Origin of the sequence: Dyadobacter beijingensis DSM 21582 (assembly GCF_000382205.1) — a bacterium.
GTDB classification, from domain to species: Bacteria; Bacteroidota; Bacteroidia; order Cytophagales; family Spirosomataceae; genus Dyadobacter; species Dyadobacter beijingensis.
Genome location: NZ_KB907791.1, coordinates 395,860 through 417,941 on the forward strand (window position 1 = coordinate 395,860; position 22,082 = coordinate 417,941).

The 22,082-nt window shown below is 47.9% G+C and carries 25 protein-coding genes and 1 pseudogene; 16 read left to right on the top strand and 10 right to left on the bottom strand.

All coding sequences use genetic code 11. The annotated features are described in order from the left end of the window. Window positions 1–24 precede the first annotated feature (24 nt). From H144_RS32645 to H144_RS0127855, 3 genes are all read right to left on the bottom strand, one after another. Window positions 25–387 carry a group II truncated hemoglobin gene (locus H144_RS32645; RefSeq protein ID WP_019945411.1) on the bottom strand — a complete coding sequence of 121 codons (363 nt, stop codon included), beginning with the start codon at window positions 385–387 and terminating at the stop codon, window positions 25–27. 87 nt (window positions 388–474) lie between these two features. Continuing rightward, a complete protein-coding gene (locus H144_RS35180; RefSeq protein WP_211220714.1) occupies window positions 475–651 on the bottom strand; it encodes a peptide-methionine (S)-S-oxide reductase in 177 nt (58 codons plus the stop codon). Window positions 652–756: 105 nt separating this feature from the next. Further along, window positions 757–1,167, bottom strand: a complete 411-nt coding sequence (locus tag H144_RS0127855; RefSeq protein WP_019945412.1) for a winged helix-turn-helix transcriptional regulator — start codon at window positions 1,165–1,167, stop codon at window positions 757–759. A 96-nt stretch (window positions 1,168–1,263) separates the two neighbouring features. Between H144_RS0127855 and H144_RS0127860 the strand changes: the two genes are divergently transcribed. The 7 genes from H144_RS0127860 (at window position 1,264) to H144_RS0127890 (ending at window position 6,693) form a co-directional block, all read left to right on the top strand. Next, the gene (locus tag H144_RS0127860) at window positions 1,264–2,067 is read left to right on the top strand and encodes an enoyl-CoA hydratase/isomerase family protein (protein ID WP_019945413.1); all 804 of its coding nucleotides are present in this window, start codon (window positions 1,264–1,266) and stop codon (window positions 2,065–2,067) included. Window positions 2,068–2,087: 20 nt separating this feature from the next. Then, window positions 2,088–3,026, top strand: a complete 939-nt coding sequence (locus tag H144_RS0127865) for an NADP-dependent oxidoreductase (protein WP_019945414.1) — start codon at window positions 2,088–2,090, stop codon at window positions 3,024–3,026. Window positions 3,027–3,301: 275 nt separating this feature from the next. Next, the gene (locus H144_RS0127870) at window positions 3,302–3,790 is read left to right on the top strand and encodes an SRPBCC domain-containing protein (RefSeq protein WP_019945415.1); all 489 of its coding nucleotides are present in this window, start codon (window positions 3,302–3,304) and stop codon (window positions 3,788–3,790) included. Further along, window positions 3,790–4,362, top strand: a complete 573-nt coding sequence (locus tag H144_RS0127875) for an alpha/beta fold hydrolase (RefSeq protein ID WP_229208015.1) — start codon at window positions 3,790–3,792, stop codon at window positions 4,360–4,362. Before H144_RS0127870 ends, H144_RS0127875 begins: the two co-directional genes overlap by 1 nt. 121 nt (window positions 4,363–4,483) lie before the next feature. Beyond that, window positions 4,484–5,047 (top strand): dihydrofolate reductase family protein, encoded by a 564-nt coding sequence (locus tag H144_RS0127880; RefSeq protein ID WP_019945417.1) that lies wholly within the window; start codon window positions 4,484–4,486, stop codon window positions 5,045–5,047. An 11-nt stretch (window positions 5,048–5,058) separates the two neighbouring features. After that, complete coding sequence (locus tag H144_RS0127885; protein WP_019945418.1) at window positions 5,059–5,415, top strand: YciI family protein; 357 nt, start codon at window positions 5,059–5,061, stop codon at window positions 5,413–5,415. A gap of 6 nt (window positions 5,416–5,421) precedes the next feature. Continuing rightward, complete coding sequence (locus tag H144_RS0127890; RefSeq protein WP_019945419.1) at window positions 5,422–6,693, top strand: RNA polymerase sigma factor; 1,272 nt, start codon at window positions 5,422–5,424, stop codon at window positions 6,691–6,693. A gap of 141 nt (window positions 6,694–6,834) precedes the next feature. On the opposite strand, the gene H144_RS0127895 is transcribed toward H144_RS0127890, so the two are convergent. Continuing rightward, entirely contained in the window at window positions 6,835–7,722 is an 888-nt protein-coding gene (locus tag H144_RS0127895; protein ID WP_033403406.1) for a PhzF family protein, read from the bottom strand. Window positions 7,723–7,867: 145 nt separating this feature from the next. Between H144_RS0127895 and H144_RS33060 the strand changes: the two are divergent. Next, window positions 7,868–9,082, top strand: a pseudogene (locus H144_RS33060) (sulfatase). A gap of 463 nt (window positions 9,083–9,545) precedes the next feature. After that, the gene (locus tag H144_RS32655) at window positions 9,546–10,178 is read left to right on the top strand and encodes a hypothetical protein (protein ID WP_019945423.1); all 633 of its coding nucleotides are present in this window, start codon (window positions 9,546–9,548) and stop codon (window positions 10,176–10,178) included. A gap of 472 nt (window positions 10,179–10,650) precedes the next feature. On the opposite strand, the gene H144_RS0127915 is transcribed toward H144_RS32655, so the two are convergent. The 4 genes from H144_RS0127915 to H144_RS0127935 form a co-directional block, all read right to left on the bottom strand. Continuing rightward, window positions 10,651–13,290, bottom strand: a complete 2,640-nt coding sequence (locus H144_RS0127915; RefSeq protein ID WP_019945425.1) for an ABC transporter permease — start codon at window positions 13,288–13,290, stop codon at window positions 10,651–10,653. A 1-nt stretch (window position 13,291) separates the two neighbouring features. Beyond that, window positions 13,292–13,621 (bottom strand): PadR family transcriptional regulator, encoded by a 330-nt coding sequence (locus H144_RS0127920; protein ID WP_026351054.1) that lies wholly within the window; start codon window positions 13,619–13,621, stop codon window positions 13,292–13,294. Window positions 13,622–14,050: 429 nt separating this feature from the next. Next, window positions 14,051–14,353: a winged helix-turn-helix transcriptional regulator gene (locus H144_RS32660; RefSeq protein WP_019945427.1), complete on the bottom strand. Its 303-nt coding sequence runs from the start codon at window positions 14,351–14,353 to the stop codon at window positions 14,051–14,053. Window positions 14,354–15,128: 775 nt separating this feature from the next. Further along, window positions 15,129–15,713: an SRPBCC family protein gene (locus H144_RS0127935; RefSeq protein WP_019945429.1), complete on the bottom strand. Its 585-nt coding sequence runs from the start codon at window positions 15,711–15,713 to the stop codon at window positions 15,129–15,131. Between the two features lie 226 nt (window positions 15,714–15,939). On the opposite strand from H144_RS0127935, the gene H144_RS32665 reads away from it, so the two are divergent. Then, on the top strand, window positions 15,940–16,260 hold the full coding sequence (locus H144_RS32665; protein WP_262485423.1) for a transposase: 321 nt from the start codon (window positions 15,940–15,942) through the stop codon (window positions 16,258–16,260). A 280-nt stretch (window positions 16,261–16,540) separates the two neighbouring features. Then, on the top strand, window positions 16,541–16,786 hold the full coding sequence (locus H144_RS33590) for an integrase core domain-containing protein (protein WP_084600033.1): 246 nt from the start codon (window positions 16,541–16,543) through the stop codon (window positions 16,784–16,786). 34 nt (window positions 16,787–16,820) lie between these two features. Here H144_RS33590 and H144_RS33595 read toward each other — a convergent pair whose 3' ends face one another. Next, window positions 16,821–17,723 carry a helix-turn-helix domain-containing protein gene (locus tag H144_RS33595; protein ID WP_019945432.1) on the bottom strand — a complete coding sequence of 301 codons (903 nt, stop codon included), beginning with the start codon at window positions 17,721–17,723 and terminating at the stop codon, window positions 16,821–16,823. Between the two features lie 197 nt (window positions 17,724–17,920). Between H144_RS33595 and H144_RS34470 the strand changes: the two genes are divergently transcribed. Then, on the top strand, window positions 17,921–18,289 hold the full coding sequence (locus H144_RS34470) for a hypothetical protein (protein WP_019945433.1): 369 nt from the start codon (window positions 17,921–17,923) through the stop codon (window positions 18,287–18,289). 31 nt (window positions 18,290–18,320) lie between these two features. Here the strand turns inward: H144_RS34470 and H144_RS34920 are convergent, their stop codons facing one another. Continuing rightward, window positions 18,321–18,539, bottom strand: coding sequence for a winged helix-turn-helix transcriptional regulator (locus H144_RS34920; protein WP_229208016.1), 219 nt, complete (start codon window positions 18,537–18,539; stop codon window positions 18,321–18,323). Between the two features lie 217 nt (window positions 18,540–18,756). Between H144_RS34920 and H144_RS0127975 the strand changes: the two genes are divergently transcribed. From H144_RS0127975 to H144_RS0127990, 4 genes are all read left to right on the top strand, one after another. After that, window positions 18,757–19,551, top strand: coding sequence for an SDR family oxidoreductase (locus H144_RS0127975; protein ID WP_026351057.1), 795 nt, complete (start codon window positions 18,757–18,759; stop codon window positions 19,549–19,551). A gap of 32 nt (window positions 19,552–19,583) precedes the next feature. After that, a complete protein-coding gene (locus H144_RS0127980) occupies window positions 19,584–19,907 on the top strand; it encodes a nuclear transport factor 2 family protein (protein WP_019945435.1) in 324 nt (107 codons plus the stop codon). Window positions 19,908–20,026: 119 nt separating this feature from the next. Beyond that, entirely contained in the window at window positions 20,027–20,914 is an 888-nt protein-coding gene (locus H144_RS32680; protein WP_019945436.1) for a helix-turn-helix domain-containing protein, read from the top strand. A gap of 54 nt (window positions 20,915–20,968) precedes the next feature. Next, entirely contained in the window at window positions 20,969–21,961 is a 993-nt protein-coding gene (locus H144_RS0127990; RefSeq protein WP_019945437.1) for a hypothetical protein, read from the top strand. Window positions 21,962–22,082 lie beyond the last annotated feature (121 nt).

Consider the following 22,082-nt stretch of genomic DNA (forward strand, 5'->3'; position numbering starts at 1 on the left):
ATTCTTCGTATGGTCAGTTGACTGCTATTTTGGGTCATCAACCATGTAAGGCCCCCCAGTTTCACCCCATCCCCATTTCGGCATCGGCTCGCTTTCGGTTATCGGATTTTCTGTCAACTGCGAGTTAATGACAGCCAGCCTTGTTCCCCATTCAATATATCCCACAAATGCAGAGCGAAATTCAGGGTCACTTTTTAGGCCGACTTCATCAGCCGTTTGTAACAGTAGCTGCACCCAACGCTGCCGTTTTTCCTCCGTAAGCATTTTGCCGATGTGTTTTCCTATCATCGACGCATGGCTTCCATTGTCTAGCATGGTATACAATTTCTCCCCGCCAAAGACTTCGGCGACGAAATGAGCGACGTGCGTTTGATGTTCCGGGGACATATGAATGGGATTACCTTCGTAATAATCCTTCGATCAAAATCCGCCTGAAGCTTATCAATCGCCTGGTTTGCGCAGGAAAATTGCTCGTCAGAAAATGTATAAACGGCAGATCTGTATTTGGATCTCATCTGAAAATCGGGTTGGGGTATCATCGGAGGCAATCCACCCCTGGCTAACATGGAGCACGCCTCTTAATGATTGAAAGATGGCATCGGTGCACCAATGACAGCTTCCGCCCAGACCGATTTTTTCAAGTGCTGTCATGAGATGGACGTGCTCGCACGTACGGAAAAAATCATGGTGATCAGGTTGAATTGAGTAGATAAGAAAATAAATATAGCATGGAATCGGCCATTGACTTTCTGGTCTCTAAGGCTGCCTCAGCTTAGCCACCACCCTCTCCAAAAAAGCTGCCTTATCCTTCTTCACTTCCGCTAGAAAAGCCTTGTGGGTTTCTGATAACTCGAAATATTTGTCTCCCCAGAGATAGATTTCTATCATCACTGGCAGCAGGTCTATCCCTTTGTCGGTGAGGCGGTACAATACCTTGGCTTTGCTTTCGGGATGCTCCAATTTGGAGATAATTCCCGCTGCTTCCAGCGTCGAAAGCCTCGATGCCAGAATATTGGTGGCAATCTTTTCTTCCGAGCGCAGCAACTCCCCGTAAGTGCGCTCTTTCGAATACATTAAATCCCTCACGATCAGCAGCGACCACTTGTCGCCCCAGATGTCCAGCGAAGAACTTACCGGGCAGCCTGATCTTCTGTTGTTTTCTTTCATGAAATTTCCACTTGCATTTTGCAAGTAATTTTACATACCTTTACACTTGCAAATTGCAAGCAAATTTAATGAATCTTATCTAATACCTGCAAAACCATGATTTTCACTACTAAAAAAATCAATGAAAACTATTGGAAGATCGCCATCGACCATCCGCCTGTGAATGTATTTGATCCTGAATTCTCAACACAGCTGCGGACGTTGATGGATGAACTGGAGGCTAACGAGCAGCTAAAAGTGGTCGTTTTCGAAAGTGCTAACCCGGAATTCTATGTGGCTCATGCGGAATTGGTCAACATCTTCGAATTCCCGAAAGGCGAAGGTAAAACCGGTCTTTCCAAATCCTGGCCGGATGTTGCCAAACGTCTCGAGCAGGCATCCTTTGTAAGCATTGCTTCGATCCGTGGTCGCGCCAGAGGCTTGGGAAGCGAATTCGTCCAGGCTTTCGACATGCGGTTTGCTAGCAAGGAGAAAGCCCTTTTTGCCCAGGTAGAGATCGGGATCGGCTCATTTCCTGGCGGCGGCGGACTGGAACGCCTGCCTTTGTTGACGGGAAAAGCCAGGGCATTGGAAATCATTTTAGGTGGGGAGGATTTTGATGCGGAAACCGCTGCGGCATACGGCTGGATCAACCGGGCATTTGCCGATAGCGAACTGGACGCCTTCGTTGACAACCTCGCCACCCGCATTGCCTCGTTTGATTTGAAAATTATAAGCAAAATCAAGGCAACGATGAACGAGCGGGTTGTTCTTCCACGGAACGAGCACATCATGGAAACCCAAACTGCATTTTTCCAATCCCTGACCGAACCCGAAGCCAGGACAAGGATCAAGACATTGCTCGACCAGGGCTTGCAGACCTACGGAGACGTTGAGCTAAACCTGTCTAAATACCTCTGACAAACAAAAGCAAGCAATATATGAAAGCGATCATCCTCAATGAACCTGGTGGTGCCGACAAGCTCACTTACACGGAAATAGAAAAGCCGGTCATTTCAGAAAAGGAAGTGCTGGTACAGGTAAAGGCGATCAGCATCAACCCGGTAGATGTAAAAGTCCGGGCGGGACACGGTGTTTACCAACTTCTTAAAAGTGATCAGCCGCTCATTCTGGGTTGGGACATTAGTGGCGTCGTTGTCGAGGCCGGTGGCAGGGCAAATTTTATCGTGGGCGATGAAGTTTTTGGGATGGTCAGGTTTCCTGGGCACGCGAAGGCGTACGCAGAATACGTCGCTGCGCCCGCCGACCAACTGGCTTTGAAGCCCACCAATGTTTCCCACGAAGAGGCTGCTTCCGCGACTTTGGCGGCATTGACAGCCTACCAGGCGCTGGTGGTCCATGCCAATGTGAAAAGCGGTGATAAAGTCCTGGTCCATGCGGCTGCAGGTGGTGTCGGACATTTCGCTGTGCAAGTTGCCAAGCACCTTGGAGCTATCGTGACCGGGACTTCTTCCGCCAAAAACAAAGATTTTGTGCGCCAACTCGGTGCGGATGAACATATTGATTACCGTGGTTACGACTGGCAAAACAGCGTCGCCAGGTTCGACATGGTACTGGATACTGTGGGCGGCGACAATTTCGAAAAATCGCTGGCGGTCGTCGATGCCGGGGCGACCGTGATCAGTATCCCGTCGGGACTAAGTGAAAGCGTAACTGAAAAAGCGAAAGCTAAAGCAGTCAATAGCCTCTTCTTTCTGGTGAATTCCAATGGCGTGCACATGGCCATTATTGCCGATTGGCTGAGACAGGGAATCCTCAAACCACACGTTTCTCAAACATTCGGCTTCGATCAGATGGCTGACGCGCATCGGCAGGTTGAAACTGGAAAAACGGCAGGAAAAGTTATCGTGCGCGTTTAGGTACTGGTTGTTTCATTTTACCGTAGCGCTTGTAGATGGGATTGTTTCCTTTTGGAGGCAGTCCCATTTTTTCGGCCTAGAATGGGAATCGGGTGAAAAGCCAGGACAGGGTTGACTAATGCACATTCACTCGGTTGATTTGTTTTATTGAAGTCTTTGTGTTACTGCAAAAAGCTCCGGCTATGGCGCGGATGCCCCTCTTAAATGGCTGAATTTGCCTGCCCTAAAGGCGACCAGATTTCCTATTTTTGATGAATATAATTCAACACTTCATCATGGAAACAACCAGAAAAGACATCGCATCGAAGGTAGTGCAGGCTTCTGCGGATGAAATCTACCGCGCCATCATCGACCCGCAAGCACTAGCGCACTGGCTGCCCCCGCGGAATATGCGGGCGCGGATCAATCAATTTGAACCCTGGGAGGGAGGGCAATACCGCATCACCCTTAGCTATGACCACCCGGATCTCGGGGCGAAATTCGCGAAATCGTCCGACGCGTCGGATATAGCGCAAGGGTCATTCCTTAAATTGTCGCCCGGAAAATGCGTTGTTCAATCGGTTGAATTTGTGTCCGACAATCCTGATTTCGCAGGTGTGATGACCATGACCTATGCGCTAAGCCGTGCCGGTGACGGTACTCAGGTTACGATCATCGCTGAGCATGTGCCTCCCGGGATTAGTCCCGACGATCATCTTGCAGGGATGAATTCGACCCTGGATAATTTGGCGCAGTATATGGAACGCGGAAAAATGAGCCGATAGTGAAGTTCCTTTCAAATTCAATCATGATGACAAAGCAAGTAATCTTTTTTCATGGCGGCGGGTCAGAAGGGGATTTTGAGGCCGACAAAAAGCTGGTCGACTCACTGAAAGCGCACCTGGGCTCATCTTTTGACGTTCAGTATCCGTTTTTGCCCGATGACGGATCACCGGATCTGGGAAGGCGACGGCAGATTGGCAGCGCCATAGCCGGCAGCGAGGACGGTGTCATACTGGTAGGGCATTCGTTCGGGGCTTCGATGCTATTGGCAGCGCTTTCAGAAACTGAGGTCACGCGAACAATTGCCGGAATTTTCCTGATAGCAACGCCTTTCTGGCAGGGAACCGAGGACTGGGTGGAACCATTTAAACTGCGTCCGGATTTCGCAAGGCAGATTGACCGCCGGATACCTTTGTACCTTTATCATTGCCTTGACGATGAGGATGTCCCGGTTGAACAATTCGCGATTTACAAGCAACATCTTCCCTGGGCAACTTTCCGCGAAATTACTACCGGCGGGCATCAGTTCAACGACGATCTTGGCGTCGTGGCAGCCGACATTGCACAGCTTTGACTGTTGCCGTTTGTCAATACTGGGTTCGTATTTTCCAAGTTTTTTAAGGATCATGTCTTATTCCGTCAAACTCATTTGTAGTAGTGTTGAAAATGATTTTGAAACTTAAAATTTTACAAAAATGGGAACCTTAAGTACATTTAATTTTCTGACCCTGAACGGATTTTACAAGGACGCGGCAGACGGCGTCAGCTGGCACCGGCATGGCGGGGAAGAAAGTGGGTTCGCTTCCGAACAGATGGAGGGGCGAAAGTCGATATTGGTTTTTGGGAGGATTACCTACGAACAGATGGCCGGCTGGTGGCCGTCCCCGGCCGCGCTGGAAGCCATGCCCGAAGTTGCCAAAGGCATGAATGAATCCCGGAAAATCGTGTTCTCGACTACATTGGAGTCTGCCGACTGGGAAAATACAGACCTGATCAAAGGCGACCTGATCGGGGAAATCAAAAAGTTGAAAGCCGATCCGGATGTGCAAATGACGATATTAGGCAGCGGCAGCCTGGTTGCCCAGCTCGCCGATGCAGGGCTGATCGACCACTATGGTATCATGATCGACCCCGTGGCCCTCGGTGGTGGTAAGCCGCTGTTTTCCGGCATGAAATCCAAGCTGGACCTGCAGCTGGTGGATACCAGGACTTTCGGGAGCGGGGTGGTGTTGCTCAATTATGTGCCTGTTAATGCTTAAAACGCTTTAAAATGGAAGAATACATTGTTTTCATGCGTCTGGACCTACTCACCAAAGACGCCCAGCCCTCGCCGGAGCAAATGCAGGTTTATATGAAGCAGTACCAGGATTGGGTAGGAGGGATTGCTGCGCAGAACAAGTTCGCGGGTGGCAAGGGGCTTTCCACGGAGGGAAGGGTCGTCGGGTTCAACGACGCGGTTACGGACGGACCTTTCGTCGAGATCAAGGAGTCTATCGCCGGTTTCATTATCATCCGGGCGGCCAGCCTGGATGAGGCGACCGAGCTCGCGCGCGCTTGTCCGATACTGAAAGGAGAGGGCAACAGCATGGAGGTAAGGAAGATCAGCGCGGTACACCCGGTAAGTTGATGGTTCATGCAAGATCTCATTCCGCATCTTTTCCGGACCGAATACCGCAAGATCGTATCGGTGTTGTGCCGTCGCTTCGGTTTCTCTGAAATCGAAGCGGCGGAAGACATTGCCAGTGACACGTTCCTGACCGCTTCGCAGTCGTGGGGCATCGAGGGCGTTCCGCCGAATCCGGTAGGCTGGCTGTACCAGGTGGCCAAGAACAAGGCAAAAAATCACTTGCACCGCAACATCCTCTGGCAGGAAAAAATCGCGCCGGGCATCCGGGCAGATGAGCGTTTTCAGGATGAGGCTGATATTGACTTATCTGCTCAGAATATCATCGATAGTCAGCTGCAAATGATGTTTGCGATTTGCGATCCGGCTATCCCGGCCGAGTCCCAGATCGCGCTTTCGCTCCGGATTTTGTGCGGCTTCGGAATCGAAGAAATTGCCGATGCGTTTCAAACAAACAAAGATACTGTCAACAAACGCCTGCTGCGGGCGAAGGAAAAGTTGCGTCAGGTCGGCATCAGGATTCAGCCGCCTGAGCCGTCGGAGGTCGAAGCGAGGCTGGAACCGGTGCTGACGACGATTTACCTGCTTTTCAATGAAGGCTATTATTCGGTAAGCAAAAACAAAGCATTGCGACGCGACCTATGCCTGGAAGCGATGAGGCTGTGCATGATGTTGATTGAAAACCCGCAAACCAATCAGCCACAGGTAAATGCCCTGCTTTCGTTAATGTGCTTTCACGCATCCCGCTTCGATGCCCGGCTCGATGACCAGGGGGAGCTCGTGAACATCGAAGCGCAAAACACCGATCTCTGGAATAGCGATCTGATCAGCAAGGGCGGCTATTTCCTGCGCAGCTCAGCCAGCGGCCTGGCGTTATCGCGGTACCATTTGGAAGCCGCGATTGCCTACTGGCATACCGTCAAGGAAGATTCCTCTGAAAAGTGGGAGAATATTTTACAGTGTTATGATCAGCTTTTGCAGCTGCATTATACCCCGGCAGCGGCTTTAAATCGCACTTACGCATTTTCGAAAGTGCATGGTAAAAGACCGGCGATCCGGGAAGCGGAAAAACTGGATTTGAAAGATAATCATTTCTGCGAATTGCTCCTGGGCGAGCTTTACACAGGCGTCGACGATAAAAAAGCGCAGGTACATTTTCGTAACGCCCTTATGCTGGCGAAAACCGAGACGGAAAAACAGGCAATCAGAAAGAAATTGAACGATACAATCCTTAGGTGCAAGTGTGGCTGTATTGCTGGTTGTGGTAGATATCGAAACTGAAAGGGCATATCGATTCCAGTTCTCTCGGCAGGGGAGTTGTTATGCTGTTTTGGCATGAAATACCAAAGAAATGATCAGATGAAGTGCAGTAAAGTAGCGGAATATCCTTTATTGGTTTTTTAGACTCGTTTCGCAAGTGGATTAAATTCGAATTTGGCCTTCCATTACGATGGTGGCTGATCCGCTGATCCATATGCCCTCGGGTGCCGCATTGAAATTGATAACTGATGGTCGTCCAATCTGGGCACCTTGCAGAATTTTATAGTCAGTTGCCGGTCTCACATAACCGTTTTGCAACAGGTAGCCTGCCAACGGCCCAGCCGCACTACCGGTTGCCGGGTCCTCGTCGATCCCGATGCCTGGATTGAAGAATCGCGCCTGCAGAAGGTATCGCGGATCGTTTTCCAGAAAGGTGAAACAGTAAAATCCTTCAAATCCATACAGTTCGGCGATCTGAATCAAAGCCTTTTTTTCGACTTTCGCTGCGCTGAGGCTGGCGGCATCTTTTAATGGCACCATTAGATGAATGGCTTCGGTGGAAACTACTGCTGGGGAAAGCTGTTGCCAAGAAACCTGTTCAGTGCCAAGAGAAAGGGCGCGTGCAACATCTTCCTTTGGTACTTGCTGCTTGATCACTGCGGGAATTTGCCGCATACCAATAATCGGAGCATCACGGTTGGTGTGGTCAATATGCAATGCGATAAAATCGTCTTTCATAAGCACATGTTGCTTTCCTGGCTGCTGGGAGAAAATATCCATCCCAGTCAGCAGGGCAGCGGCGACCGCGCCCAGCAAATTGTGCCCCGCGCCACCAACTTCAAATCCAGTAGGGGTAAAGGAGCGCACCTTTAATGCATTGTCCTTTTGAGAATAATAGATGAACGAAGTTTCGGAGTAGCCAAATTCACGGGCAATGTCCGTGTAGGTATCAACTGCCAAATCTGAATCCGTCAGAACAACTGCAAGCGGGTTACCTTTGTATCTTTCGGCTGTAAAGACATCGAGCACGTAGTATGAGAAGCGTTTCATATATGCAATATAATCTATTAAGTCTATGGAATAATTTATTTTTTGACTTTCTTTGGTGCTAGCCGCAACCATTAACAAAAATGCTTAGATGAATCCCGGATTAATCAGAATATGCATTTTGATGTGTGTTATTTTTAATAGCATAATGACCAATGCGCAAAAGCCGAACGTCGTTTTTATTCTAGCCGACGACCTGGGCTATACCGATCTTTCCTGCTATGGAAACGCTTACCACCGCACACCGAATATCGATTCGTTGGCTAGAAAAGGTCTGAAATTCAGACAAGCCTATTCGGCATGTCCGGTATGCTCGCCTTCGCGGGCGGCTATTATGACGGGAAAGTATCCGGCCAGGCTGCATTTGACCAACTTTATTGCCGGTGACCGCAGAGACCCGGCTTCCCCATTATTGCCGGCCCAATGGACAAAATACCTACCTGCCTCAGAAGCGACCCTTGCTGAATTGTTTAAAAACTAGGGCTATGCCACCGGAATGGTCGGCAAATGGCACCTGGGCACAGGCGATTCCACCTCGCCGGAAAGGCAGGGCTTCGACTACGTCCGAGTCATCGCAAAGAATGGCCTGGATTATTACAATTACACCATTACCTCCGGCGGTCAGACCGTTTTTGAAGACAAAGGCCAGTCCTATCTTACCGACAAGCTGACTGACTATGCCGTAGAGTACATTCGGAACAATCACTCAAGGCCATTTTTTCTGTATCTTACCTATTCAGCCCCGCATGTCATGCTGGTGCCTCGCGCCGACAAGCTTGGCTATTATTTCCGGGAGTATTCCAAACATGGCGGCAAATTCAATCCCAATTACGCTGCTATGCTTGAGAGTATGGATGACGGCGTTGGCCGGGTAGTACGGCAGTTAGCCGAAAGCCATTTACTGGACAACACTATTATTATATTCACCTCCGATAATGGCGGATTAGGACTCGCAGAACTGGGACCTGTGCCTACAAACCTGGAACCGCTGCGCAAGTGGAAAGGGCATGTTTACGAAGGAGGTATCAAGGTGCCACTCGTGATCCAATGGCCTGGAAGAATCAAAGCTAATGTCCAGACGGACAGCCAAGTGATCGGAACGGATTACTTTGTTACGTTCTCGGATATTCTCGGACTTAAAAACCAGCAGGTTCCGCCTGATGGTAAAAGTTTCCTGGATGTGCTTCAAAACCCCGACAAGCCAGCAGATCGCGGTGCGATATTTTGGCATTATCCGCATTTTAGTAACCAGCAGGGCCGGCCGGCCGGGGCCGTAAGAGAGGGCGATTTCAAATTGGTGGAGCTATTTATGCTTACTGGCAGCGCAGTTGCTTTTGTCTGTGGGATTCGCTGTGCGCAATGAGCCGGCGCCCGGTGTGGCGACAAAAGCCGACTGGCACCTTTTGCTTTTGGTATGGCGGTCATGAACCGCACCGGCGTACGAATATCGAAGCGGAATTCGGAAAGGTGGCAGAAAACTCAGCGAAAGCAACAAATTTTGGTCATTCCCGTTTAAAAAAACGTCCTGCAGAAGAGCTTTATAACTGACATAGCGATCCTTATTTGGTAGTAAATCTAGCATCTAAGTGCCAGATGCAGTCAGTAAAGGGGGACCTACGCACACAAATTGTGGCGTGGCTGTGCTGGCTCCCCAATATGTTTGTAGCGTATCTGACAACCCGGAACATCAAAAAGCCTGAGAGCGGGAATGTATGACGGCCAAAGTTACTTCATATAAAATAACCTCTGCTTTCAAGGGGCTCTGGCCCGAATTTGCTCCACAACGTAGAAATGCTCTTTTACCCACTACAAAACAGTTAACAAGAATGAAAAGTACAGCCGTTTTAATGTCATTGATTTTTACAGGTTCTTTTTTTGTCTTTAATAAGTCTAGTAAAGCGGATACCGTCCATGGGACGTCAATATTGCCAGCTGATGCGGCCTTGCCTGCGCAGGAAACATCCCTGGAAGTGCTTCCGGATTCCATTGATTTGAGCAAGCTTCCGTTTAGCGAAAAGCAGTTACCCCAGTTCCCCGTCTTTAATCCTCCGGCCGATATAGTGCCTCTGAATAAGCCACTTACCCGTGATTTCGACCGGCTGTTTTTTCCAACGCGGGAAGGCATGGTGCCTATTGAAGGAAAGGTATACAAAGCATTTCTAACGAGTGTCACTGGGAAAGAGTGGTCTTTACCCTATTTTGAAAAGAGTTATAAAGACCTGATTATGGCGGCAGGCGGCGTGCTGTTGTTCCAGGGAAAGGTTCCGCAACAAGAACTGGACCGAATCAAAGATGAGGCAACCTATTTTGGTGAGGAAGGCTCTATTGATTATACCAACACTTTGGTGAGAGTTTACGCAATCCGGAGAAAAGCAGGTGATCATGTATTTGTGCAGCTCTCAGGATACAGCGCCGGAGGATCAATACAGATTCTTCAGTTGCCAAAAAAAGAGAAATAAGACGTTACGCCATTGGAATATCCGGCATCGGCGACTATAATTAAAGCCTGGTCTTGCTGATGTTATGAACCTCAGCAAGATTTTTAAAACACCGGACGGGCTGGCTGTCGATAGGCTCATCCCATTAGATAAAGGCAGGGAGCTATTGCTGCATTTTGATTTCAGCCGTGAATTGAAAGTTTACATGAATGGTAAAGAACTATATCACTATGAAAAAAAAAGCTCGACCGTACTCTACACAGATTTCGAGCGATAGATTATATATGATACTGCCATGCTAATTTATCCGGTCGTTAAAACGAAAACAGGGCGAACCCCAAAAAGCCGCTAACAGCGGTTCTATGGGGAAGAATTGCTCAGTTTATAGTACTACGCAGGCGTCTTAATGTAATTCGTTTAGGCCAAAATTCTTGGCTTATGATGAACATAACTACGAGGTATTCTCATACTGATCGCAAACTTCTTATGGCTACTATTCGGATCGCAGCGTTTTGATCGGGTTAGCCAACGAAGCTCTGATGCTACGGAACCCGACGGTAAAAAATGCCACAAACATGGTAATCATAATGGCCAGCACAAAAATCCCGGGGCCAGGTTCGATATGGTACGCAAAATCGCGGAGCCAGTTGTTGGTAAACCACCATCCGAGTGGTGAAGCCAGCAGAAATGCGATCAATAACAGTTGCAAAAATTCTTTTCCGAAAAGCCACAGAACATCCGACGTTTTCGCGCCCAGCACTTTGCGAACACCTATTTCCTTGGCCTTTTGAGTAGCCATGAAGGAAACCAGACCGTATAACCCAAGACATCCAACGAAGATGGCCACCGCTGCAAATGCCTGAATGAGGCGCAGCAGCACGTTATCCAGTTTGTAGAGCCGCTCGACGTCTTCGTCCATAAACCGGTAGGTGAAAATAGATGACGGGTAAATTTTAGCCCACTCGGTTTGCAGTCGGGCAATGGTCGATGACATGTCCGATAGATTGATTTTTAGCCCGCAACTACCGTAAGCCTCGCCACGGGTGGTCATGCAAAGGGGCTCGATGGCCGTACGCAGAGACCGGAAGTGGAAGTCTTTTACCACGCCGACGACGGTTCCCCGCCGGCCGTTGATGGTCGCTGCTTTGCCGATGGCGTCATCCATTGTTTTTAATCCCAGTGCTTTAATCGCCGTTTCGTTGAGCAGGTACTCGCGTATCGTATCGGACGGATTTAGGTTGCGGCCAGCTAGCAAGGGTATTTTAAACATAGGTACATATTGATTATCCACGGCTTTGATGGAAATCATAAATTGCTCGTGTTCGGGACGGGTATCGAACTGGATATTGCTGCGGCCAATTGCATCAGATGCGGGCGGGGTATCAAAAAATGTGACATTTTCGATACCTGAAAGCCTGTTTAATTCGCTTTTTAATGCACTGATTTTAGACGTTTGATTGTCAGGCACCGGCACAATTACTACTGCATTTTTTTCAAAACCCAAATTGGCCTGTTGCGAATAGCGTAGTTGGTGCGCCATCACCAACGTGCCTATGATCAGCAGTTGGGAGATTGCAAACTGGCCTACAACCAGCCCTTTGCGCAGCGAAAACCCATGGGGCGAGCTTTGGGTAAGTTTGCCTTTTAAGGCCACCACCGGTTGGAATCTGGCAAGTATCAGGCCAGGATAGGCGCCAGAGCAGAATACGACGACCACCAGCAAAGAGCCCAGGAATGCGAGCAGGTAAGTGTCATTGAAGGGGTTAATGGACAGGTTAATTTCAAAAAGCTGATTTACTACCGGGACAGAAAGGTATGCCAATGCGACTGCAACCACCAGGGCAGCTGTTGCGATAACCGCCGTTTCGGTCATGAATTGCCAGAACAATGCGCCGCGTTGACTTCCCAGCGCCTTACGAACGCCTATTTCCCGCGAGCGGGCCACTGCCTGCGCCGTAGCGAGGTTCACAAAGTTGACACAAGCGGTTAGCACGAGAAAAAAGCCGATCCAGGCAAAGGTGTACAGATTTTTCTTATCCGTTTTGCCGCGCAATTCCATATTGAAATGTACATCTGCCAGCGGTTGGAGCTTGAAGCGGAAGTATTTTGAAGCCTCCTTGTCATAGTGCGTATTAGAAATTGCGGGCAGGACAGTGGTATTGACCGACGCCGCCGAAATACCTGGTTTGAGCCGGACGAAGCACTGCATTTCTTTATTCACACTCATCCACCAGTCTTTCTCGACCATCCACGGGCTATGGCGTTGCAGGTTGCCGAATGGCACAAATATCTGTGAACGGAAGTCGGTATTATCGGGGAGGTCGGCAAGCACACCGGTAACCTGCAGCATGAGCGAATCGTCGATGCGAAGCGTCTGACCAACAGCATCTGAGTGTCCAAAGTATTTTCTGGCAAGTTGCTCCGTAATCAGTGCTGCGTTTTGCCCCTGCAATGCGTGGGAGGCGCTACCTTCAATGAGCGGAAAATTGAAAATAGAGAAGAACTCCGGATCGGCGAATGCAATATCTTCCTCAAACCGGTTATTGGATGGTAGGGATACTACCCGTTTAGGCAAAAATGCGATGCGTCCGACTGTTTCTGCAACCGCATATTCGGAGCGAAACGCCTGGCCCATCGGGTTCGGAACGCCGGTGTTATAGGCGATTTTTTCGCCATGGAGTTCGGAATAAATGCGGAAGATCCGGTCTTTGCCGGTATGAAAATCCTCGAAGCTCAGGTGGTATTTTACCAAAGAAAAAATGAGCACTGCACATGCAATGCCCATGGTGAGGCTCACGGTGTTGATGACCGTGTAGGATTTGTGGCGGTTTAATTTTCTGAATGCGACCTTAATGTAGTTATTAAGCATGGCTATGGGATTGGGTGTAGAAGAATTAGCAGGGTAGAGGCTTGGTTTCACCTTCTCAGGCGCGCGTCGCCAGAGCCGGGGATGTATCAGCAGGACGATGTCCAGCATGTAGAACAGTTGCGCGGCGAAAAGCCCGAACCGCCTGTTTCGTTTTTGAAACAGTTCAAAAAGATCGCCCAGAATCTCTTCTTGTAAATGGCTTGCGGCAATGCGCCCGATGAGCCGTTCGGCCCAGCGTGGCGGCTGGAAGGTTTTGGGTTTCATATCAGTGTCCGAATGCTGTTTCTGAAATGCCCGCCCAAAGCTGATTACGGATGCGCCTTGCCTCACGCAGGGCCAGCTCGCCTTCGTAGGTGACTGTAAACAAGCGCTTGCTTCGCCCGCCCCGCTCGGCAGATGCTTCCCCGAACCTGGAAACAACCAGTTTCTTCTCTTCCAGGCGTTGCAGTGTCCTGTGCACAACACCCAGGCTCACAGGCCTTCCCAAGTGTTCGTCGAGCACTTCCAGTACCCCCACACTGTAAGCATTATCGTGCAACATGGCTACTGTTAGCAGCACTACTTCTTCAAATTCGCCCAATTGGGTACCTTTCATATGCGCACGGATCAGACCAGGAGTTATATCTTTTCACTTTGCATAGCAAATGCTAGACCAGATCATAAAACACACTTTGATTGGCTATAATTGAAGTTTTTAAAGCAATAGGTGGCGAAGGGGCGTTCGTTTTTGAGCAGCGTAATGTTCAAAAGCGAACATCCGATGGTCAGCAGGTTGCCAGGTACATGGCACCGCGTGGGACGTTATATTATTGCGAAATACCGTTGTTTGCTAACCTTATGACTCATGCGGTAACAACAACTTGGAGACTAAGATAGAAATTTCTATAACGATTTGCCTTCTATTTATCCGGTCGTTTTTCTGTAAATGGCCTAGTGACTAATGTGTGACCTTACGAGCATTAAGAGGGGTGTTTTAGTTCAATTAAAACAAGACGTTGCACGTTTAATTGTAATTAATCAGCAATTATTGAAGTTCAACAGAAAGCGTTTTATTTCGGACTGATGAAACGTGCGCCGTACCCCAAAGGTCGATCTGCGAAAAGATCGGAAGTATCGACTTTCCGAGCCCTGTCAGGTGGTATTCGGTGCGCCTTGGATATACATCTGTTGCAAACCTTTCAACAACTCCATGGTGAAGCAGCTCTGCCAGCTGTATTTCAATTACTCTGAGCGAGGCGTCTTTAATGGCCTTGTGGATTTCATGCGGGCGCGTGACGCCACTGGTAATGGCCGGCGCATTCATCTTCGGTCTCACCTGGCTATTCATGCATGGAGCCGATCAATTCCTGCTGCTCACACCGGCCGCCTTAGATAAATATTATCAAGTAAGATGGATACTGATAGCTCATATTACAGCAGGCGTCCTGGGTCGGTTGGTACTGGCCCCAGAGATCGTAGCTGACACGTCCATAAAAAATGGTGTCGATGCCTTCAAGAAAGGCTAACAACGTATTGCCCACATTTTCGTCCATGACAATCCAGTCAATTTCGCCATTAGGACCTTCAATAAAGCCGTCGAGACTAATGGCTAAATCCAGAATATCTTACGCATAAGTTATCAGTAATAAAATTTCCCCCAGTTACCGGTGTCCACTTTGAGTTCGTACCTGCCTCCGACATACCAATCCAGCATTTGTAGCAGGATGCCGTGAATTACTTGATAGTTCCTGGACAAGGGCAACCTCTCGATGCCAAAGCGCTTTGCCAAGGCTGCCGGATATGAACCATTACTCGTTGCAACAATCCATGAATGAGCAGGTCGAAGGTTTTTGTCTGCAATAACTTGCGTCGCTTGCAGCCGGTAACGGGTGGTCTTGACAATTCATGATTTAAATTCATCAAAGCCTTTATCACGAAAACATCAGCAAGGTAGGCGAACGTGGAATAATCCGTAATGAAACGGGTAAACCCGATCTGCGCATTTTCGTGGAATACACCCACGCAATACGAATTTTCAAGTTCAGTCTTCACCGTTTCAACTAATAGCTTTTTGGCTCAAGAACTTTCAGGGTGAAAACATAGCCGTTTAAAAAACATGAAAGTTACAAGCTGTGCTGGGCGGGCCACGGTTTTCCCTTTCCGGTTTCGCAGTACAATTTTAAACTTCTCAAAAACTGCCCCCACGTATAGCTGCATTCCGCAAATGTGCTGGTGTAACCGGCCCAGTCATTGTGCTGAAAATGAAGCATCGTCGCGGCCGGTGCGGGGTTTTGCTCTATTTGTCCCCTGATTTCGGGATTTGTTTCTAAGAGTGCTGCATTGGCACTTTGCAATAGTGTAAAGATGATTGTTGTTCCGATCCATTCTTGATCGCCTCCCACACATTTCCATTTTACCTTTTGCGCTGGGTCCAGGCTATCAATCTGCATCTGCTTGACATAATCATTACCAAAAAGAAAACGGGCAATAGTACCAGTCTCTCCGGCTGCATGTACATTGGGCGTCCACCAGGCGGAGAGTCCTTCGCTGGTGGTGAGTGCATGGTAGATACGCTCCGGCGTAGCTGCAATCAGAAGTGTTTGTCGGATGTCGGGCATTTTTTTTAAGTTAAATGTGCTGGCAAAAATATAAGGTAGTTTGTCCTGAAAGCGAGGCCATATGGACAATTTTCGGGCGTATATGGACATTTAAATCAGGTATCTTTGCGTACTCAACTATTACATGCAGTATGCAGCATCAAATCGTTTTTCTGGTTCCGGAAGGGCTTGCCGATCAGTGTAAATCGTCAGCGAAAAGTGGACAACTTTGAATGAAAGTGAAGAGCGTGTTTTCCTAAAAATGAGTACTTTAAATCATGGGAAACACAAAAAAGCCTACACCTGAGAATTACAATCGCGCGGCGACCGCAAGGACATTCGCCGCAAGACCAGCCGGCTCTTCACGGCCGAGCAGAAGGTTTTAATCGTGATGGAAGCGCTGCGTGCGGAGATTTCGGTCGCTGAGTTGTGCCGCAAACCCCAGATCAACGAATCTCAATTTTACAAATGGATCGGATCGCCGAAGCGACAAGGAGTTTCTGGAAGCTGGCAAGAAGCGGCTGCGGCGGCTTTGGAAGATGACCTGACGCGTGAAGCCACGACCGACGAAGTCAGTGACCTACGAAAGGAAAACGCCCGACTGAAAGAAATGGTGGCAGACCTGTTTTTGCGGTATGATATCGTAAAAAAAGTTTGACAATGCTGGATTAAACCTCAAATACCCAATCCGAACTGGGCGTCAAAAAGACATTGCAGGAGCTTGGGATTACCAAAAGCATCAGTGCCCCAGTTGTGTAGCAGCATGAAGGCTGACGATGTGAAAAGGACCGTTGAGCTTGCCGTAAAAAAGGCGGGTATTAAAACCAAAGCCAAACCTAAGTTACTCTCAGATAACGGAGCGTGTTACATATCCAGCGAACTGGGCGAATATCTGAAAAATACGCTTCAAATGCAGCAGGTGCACGGTAGGCCGGCCCATCCCCAGACCCAGCCGGGCGGCCGGTGCCGGTAAAATTGAGCGTTATCATCGCACTATGAAAAATGTTGTCAAGCTTGAAAATTTCTTCCATCCAGACCAGCTAAGGGAGGCAATCGGCCAATTCGTAGACCGCTATAACAACCAGCGGTACCACGAGTCCTTGAACAACTTGACGCCCGCTGATGTCTATGACCAGAACCTGAACCTCGCGAAGGCCGGGCTTCGACTGAAGGTCGACCTTTGATCGGTGAACCGCTATCTAAGATCAGCGTGGCCGATCAAACGGAGCGGCGAAAGCTGCTCGGATTTTGGCCACAATGTTTTTTAAAGAATTTACTGAACACGAACTGGTCGCTGAAGTTCAATGATTCTGCGATATGGGCGATCGGCATATCGGATTCATTCAATAGCACCTTGGCCTCTACGATCAGCATTTCATCGATGAGGTTGCCTGCGGTCTTACCGGTCAGCCCCCGTGTGGCGGTTGTCAGATATTTAGGTGTGATATTTAACATTTCCGCATAGGCTTGGACACTCTTTTCTTCTTTGAATTTCTTCATGACCAGTTTGAGGAACTGATGTACCACATACACCTTGCGACTGCTGGAAACGACGTATGGCTTGGGCTCAGTCTGATACAACGCGCCTATCTCAAATATTAGGGCAGAAAACAGGTGCCGCAAAATATCTTCCGCATAAAACGGGTTCGTTCGTGTATCCTTCATTTTCAGCGCAAACACAGAGAGATGGGTCTTGAATAGTTCCGCCTGGGCTTCCCGCAGTGTAACCACCGGGTTGATGATACCGGTCAGGTAATCATAGGCCTCAGCGGTCTTTGAAGGGACCGCGGAACTTAATAAATAATCATTCGAGAACAAGAGATTGGTCGCTTTACAATCCGGCGATACCGTACCGAAATGACGGACCATATTGGTCGTAAATAATACCAGATCATTTTTTTTAAGCGTATAATCCAGTAAGTTAATTTTTACATTGACTTCGCCTCCAGTGATCAGATGAATGGAATTATGATCAGCACGGTAAGGCGAAATGAATGAGGTATCCATTTCCTGCGCATCAGTATCGAATACATATAATCCTTTAAAATCCGTATTGATGTCTAAACGGGACCTTAAAAGATCCAAGGTTAATTTTTCTATACGCTGCTTTTTATTTTTCATGATTCCGAACAGTACCTATCGCCGGCATTTACGCAATTCAGCGGACGATAAAGATGAAAAGGTAGCAAAATTTGGCAGATCATCATAAATACGTCATCGACAGGTAGCGGAGTTCTGAACATATTTAGGCCGTATCCGGCTATGTTTCCGAGTGGTGAGATACCCGAGATTTGTGTTGTTAATCAACAAATAAGGCTATGGATAAGCAACAATCATCTTTAAACGGATACCTCAGGAACTGGTCGCTGATGGCGATAACATCTTTCATCTGGCTGCAAATATTTTCTGTCCCCCTGGCTTCCGTGACCGGAATACCGGTACTACAGGAAGAACTTTATGTTCAACTGACGGCCAGCCTGATCTTCTATTTTGGTTATTGCATCTGTTTCCCTGGATATTTCCAGCGCTATGTGGATTCGCCATTCCAAGGTTGCAGCGCAATAGAATTACCGCCACAGACATCAACTCAGGTCGCGAACAACAGACCTATCCGGCTAAAGCGCGGACGGTTGCGCCTTCGGTATAGGCGTCTTCTGACCCATCTGATGATCGGGGGGGCGCTTTAGAATGACCCGACGCAAGCGCTCCTGATGTTCGTCACCCCAGAGGCCAATGGAACCGATCAGCGGAATAAGTGTACTCCCGAAATCGGTAAGCGTATACTACTCTGGATGGCAGCACCGGATAGATCTTTTTAGTAACCAGTTCATGGTCTTCGAGTTCTTTCAACTGGACATTCAGTACCCGCCTGGTAACGTCAGGGATCTTGCGTTGAAGTTCGCTCGGACGTAGGTTGCCCTGGTGAATGAGCCACAATATCCGGATCTCCCATTTGCCATAAAGGACCTCACCGACCAGGTCAAGTCCACAGTTCAGGAATGGGACGGTCTTTTTTTATACATAAATACAAATCTACAACAGGCCCGATAAGTGAGCAATACGGATAAATTTATCACTATCTGATTCGTAACCCCGTAATTGTTTGATGTCTGTGTACTGTTGAAACTTGGACAAAAAAACAACCTTTAAAATTATGACACCACAAATCAACAACAACAATGAATTATCAGGCAAAATAGCCCTGGTAACCGGAGGTACAAAAGGAGCCGGAAAGGCGATCGCGGAAAGACTATTGCAGGCTGGCGCAACAGTTATTATTACTGCAAGGAATTTTCCCGAAGAAGAGAACAGCAACATGCAATTTATCCCCGCCGATCTGAGCAAGGGAGAAGATGCGCAAAAAGTGATCAGCGAGATCTTGTCGACCCATGGCAGACTGGATATCCTGGTCAACAACCTTGGTGCTTCAACGACACCAGCGGGTGGTTTCGCGGCATTGAATGATGAAGATTGGATCTCGACCCTACAAGCCAATTTACTGGCTCCTGTCAGGCTTGACAGAGGGTTTCTACCGCAAATGATCGAAAGGAAAGATGGCGTTATCATCCACATCGCTTCGATACAAGGCATGTTGCCGCTATACGATTCCACCTTGCCTTATGCGGCTGCAAAAGCAGGTCTAATCAATTATAGTAAGAGTTTATCGAACGAAGTTACACCTAAAGGCGTCCGCGTGCTGGCCGTTTCTCCGGGATGGATAAATACTTCAGCATCGATCGCCTTTCTGGGTGAAATCGCGAGAAATTCAAACAGTACGGTAGAAGAAGCTCAGCAAAGTATTATGGACGCATTAGGCGGCATACCTTATGGCAGGCCGGCCCACCCTGAAGAAGTAGCCGAACTGGTGGGCTTTTTGGTATCACCGAGGGCCAGTTACTTAACAGGAACGAACTACGTCATTGACGGCGGGACTGTACCAACAGTTTAATAATCAAATAAATAACTTAATCAATAATTATCATGAAATTACCAGAATTAATCACGCGTTTCGTTGACACGCAGAACACTTACGACAGCGAGGCATATATTACCTGCTACACCGAAACTGCCATCGTACATGACGAAGGCAAGACCCATACCGGAAAAGAAGAAATAAAGGCATGGATCGAAGATGCAAATGAAAGATACCGCTCTGTTATGAAACCACTTCAGTATGAAGAGTCGGATTCGAAAGGCGTGTTAAAAGCAGAAATATCAGGCACATTTCCCGGTAGCCCTATCGTCCTTAAGTTCCATTTGGGCCTGAAAGACGGCCTGATCGACTCTTTAAATGTGACCGAATAATTCCCCGTAAAGGAAGCGCTTATCACTATCAAAAGAAAACCGCCGTCTTAAAACGGGGGTTTTCTTAAAGGCTTAACAGCGTGTATTTACTTCCAAAACCCATCTAACGCTAATTCAGGATGAAAAATAACCTATTTACCAACAGTTTTAAAACCATTGGATCAATGCGTATTGACAACAATAACCTGAACGAGATCAACTCGGATAGCTATAAACCTTTTATTAAAGTTATGTACCTCCCTGAAGGTGGGCATATACAAATGGACTTCACTGATCATTATACAGAGAGCCCGGCACTATTCTTCATAAGCCCCAACCAGGTGTTCAAAATCAAAAGCGCGTTCGCAAAATCCGGATATTTCATCTATTACAACCGCGATTTTTACTGTGTTCAGCTTCACGATGAAGAAGTAGGGTGCGATGGATTGTTATTCAACAATGTTAATAATATGCCCCTTACACTTGTTCCTGAGCATGAGTTGAGTTTTGTTGAAAACGTTTTTACCGAGATCGAAAGCGAGTTCATTTCTCAGGACACCGAACAGGAAGAAATGTTACGCGCTTATTTGAAACAGTTAATGATCAAGGCCACGCGTCTTTGGAAACAGCAGCACCTTGGTAGTGTGTTGGCTGACGAAATAAACGACTCGAACACTTTTAGGAAATTTACCCGACTGGTGGACGCCCATTACAAGCGAAAACATACGGTAGCGGATTATGCCGATCTGATGCTGATAACACCGAAAACGCTTGCTCATAAATTTAAAAAGATGAACTTGCCTGCTCCCAATGAGGTGATCAAAGACCGCATCATGCTGGAGGCTAAAAGACTATTGGTCCATTCCAGTATGTCAGCGAAAGAGGTCGCTTACACCCTTGGATATGATGACCCGGCTTACTTCAGCCGGCTCTTCCTTGCTAAAACCGGAGAATCACCTTCCGGCTTTAAAACGAAATTTCTGGCAAAAAGTGATAACATTAACTCGTGCCACTTGTCCGTGGCTTAACCTATATTTGATCGTCATAAGCGTCTTTACGCTCACCAGTCTTAAACATTAGAGATGAACTTATCAAGCAAATCATTATCATATATATTATTAACCGTACTGCTTGCAGCTAGCATTAGCAGTATAGCCCAGGTCAGGGAACCTGTTCCGCAAAAATTGGATATCCAAATGATCCAGAAAAAGTATGGACTGGATCCCGAAAGTTCACTGATCTCAAGATTAACTACAACACCAGATGATGTAATGGCTATTTTCAGGGAAGCAGGCATGGCACCTACCGAGCATCAGATGACAAAGGAAGAACTGCGTATCGTGTCAGACGCAATAGCAGTGCTTCCTCCCTTGCACCAGCGCGTGTTAAAGAGGCACCTTAAAAGCATCAGTTTTGTTGACAATATGCCCAATACGGCGATCACCGCGCCGATTACCAAGGACGAGCCAACTAAACTTTTTCACATTGCGTTTCGCGCGGGAATATTGCATCAGACCATCTCGGAGTGGGTGACCGAAAAGGAAAAGACCTGTTATAATAAAGACGACTCTACGTTTTCCATTTCCATTCAGGCAGGCCTGATGAGTGCACTTACCTATGTATTGTTGCATGAGGGCACGCACGTTGTGGACGGTTCACTCGGTCTTCTAAACACCGATACCATTGCAGGGCGCCCGGTCGCTGATCGATTCAGGGCTGATTTTTCCAAAAACATCTGGGGTGATATCCGCACGCACATCTGGTCTTTCCCTGATTCTTTGGTCGTAAAAAGTATATTCAGGCCGGGCGGCCGGCGGTTCGAGCTCAGCGAAGCGGAACGGGTTTATCAGGGTCTTTCCCAGGCACCCTTCGTTTCCTTATACGGATCGGCCAGCTGGCATGAGGATCTTGCCGAATTGCTGACGGTCTATCACTTGACCCAAATGTGCGGTCAGCCATTTCAGGTCATAGTAAAAAAGAACGAGACAGAAATTTTCCGATACGACCCCGCTTCGTCAATGGCAGTTCGCCGTCGTTTCGCGGGGCTGGAGCGTTTTTACCGTAAAACTGGCTGAGATCAACCATCGTTCATGGCTTAAAATAACCGATAAAGGGGATAAAGGTTTTATTGTAAGGTGAATTTTCACAAAAAGACATATAAATGATAAAATCAATTGGAATGATTGGTTTAAATCA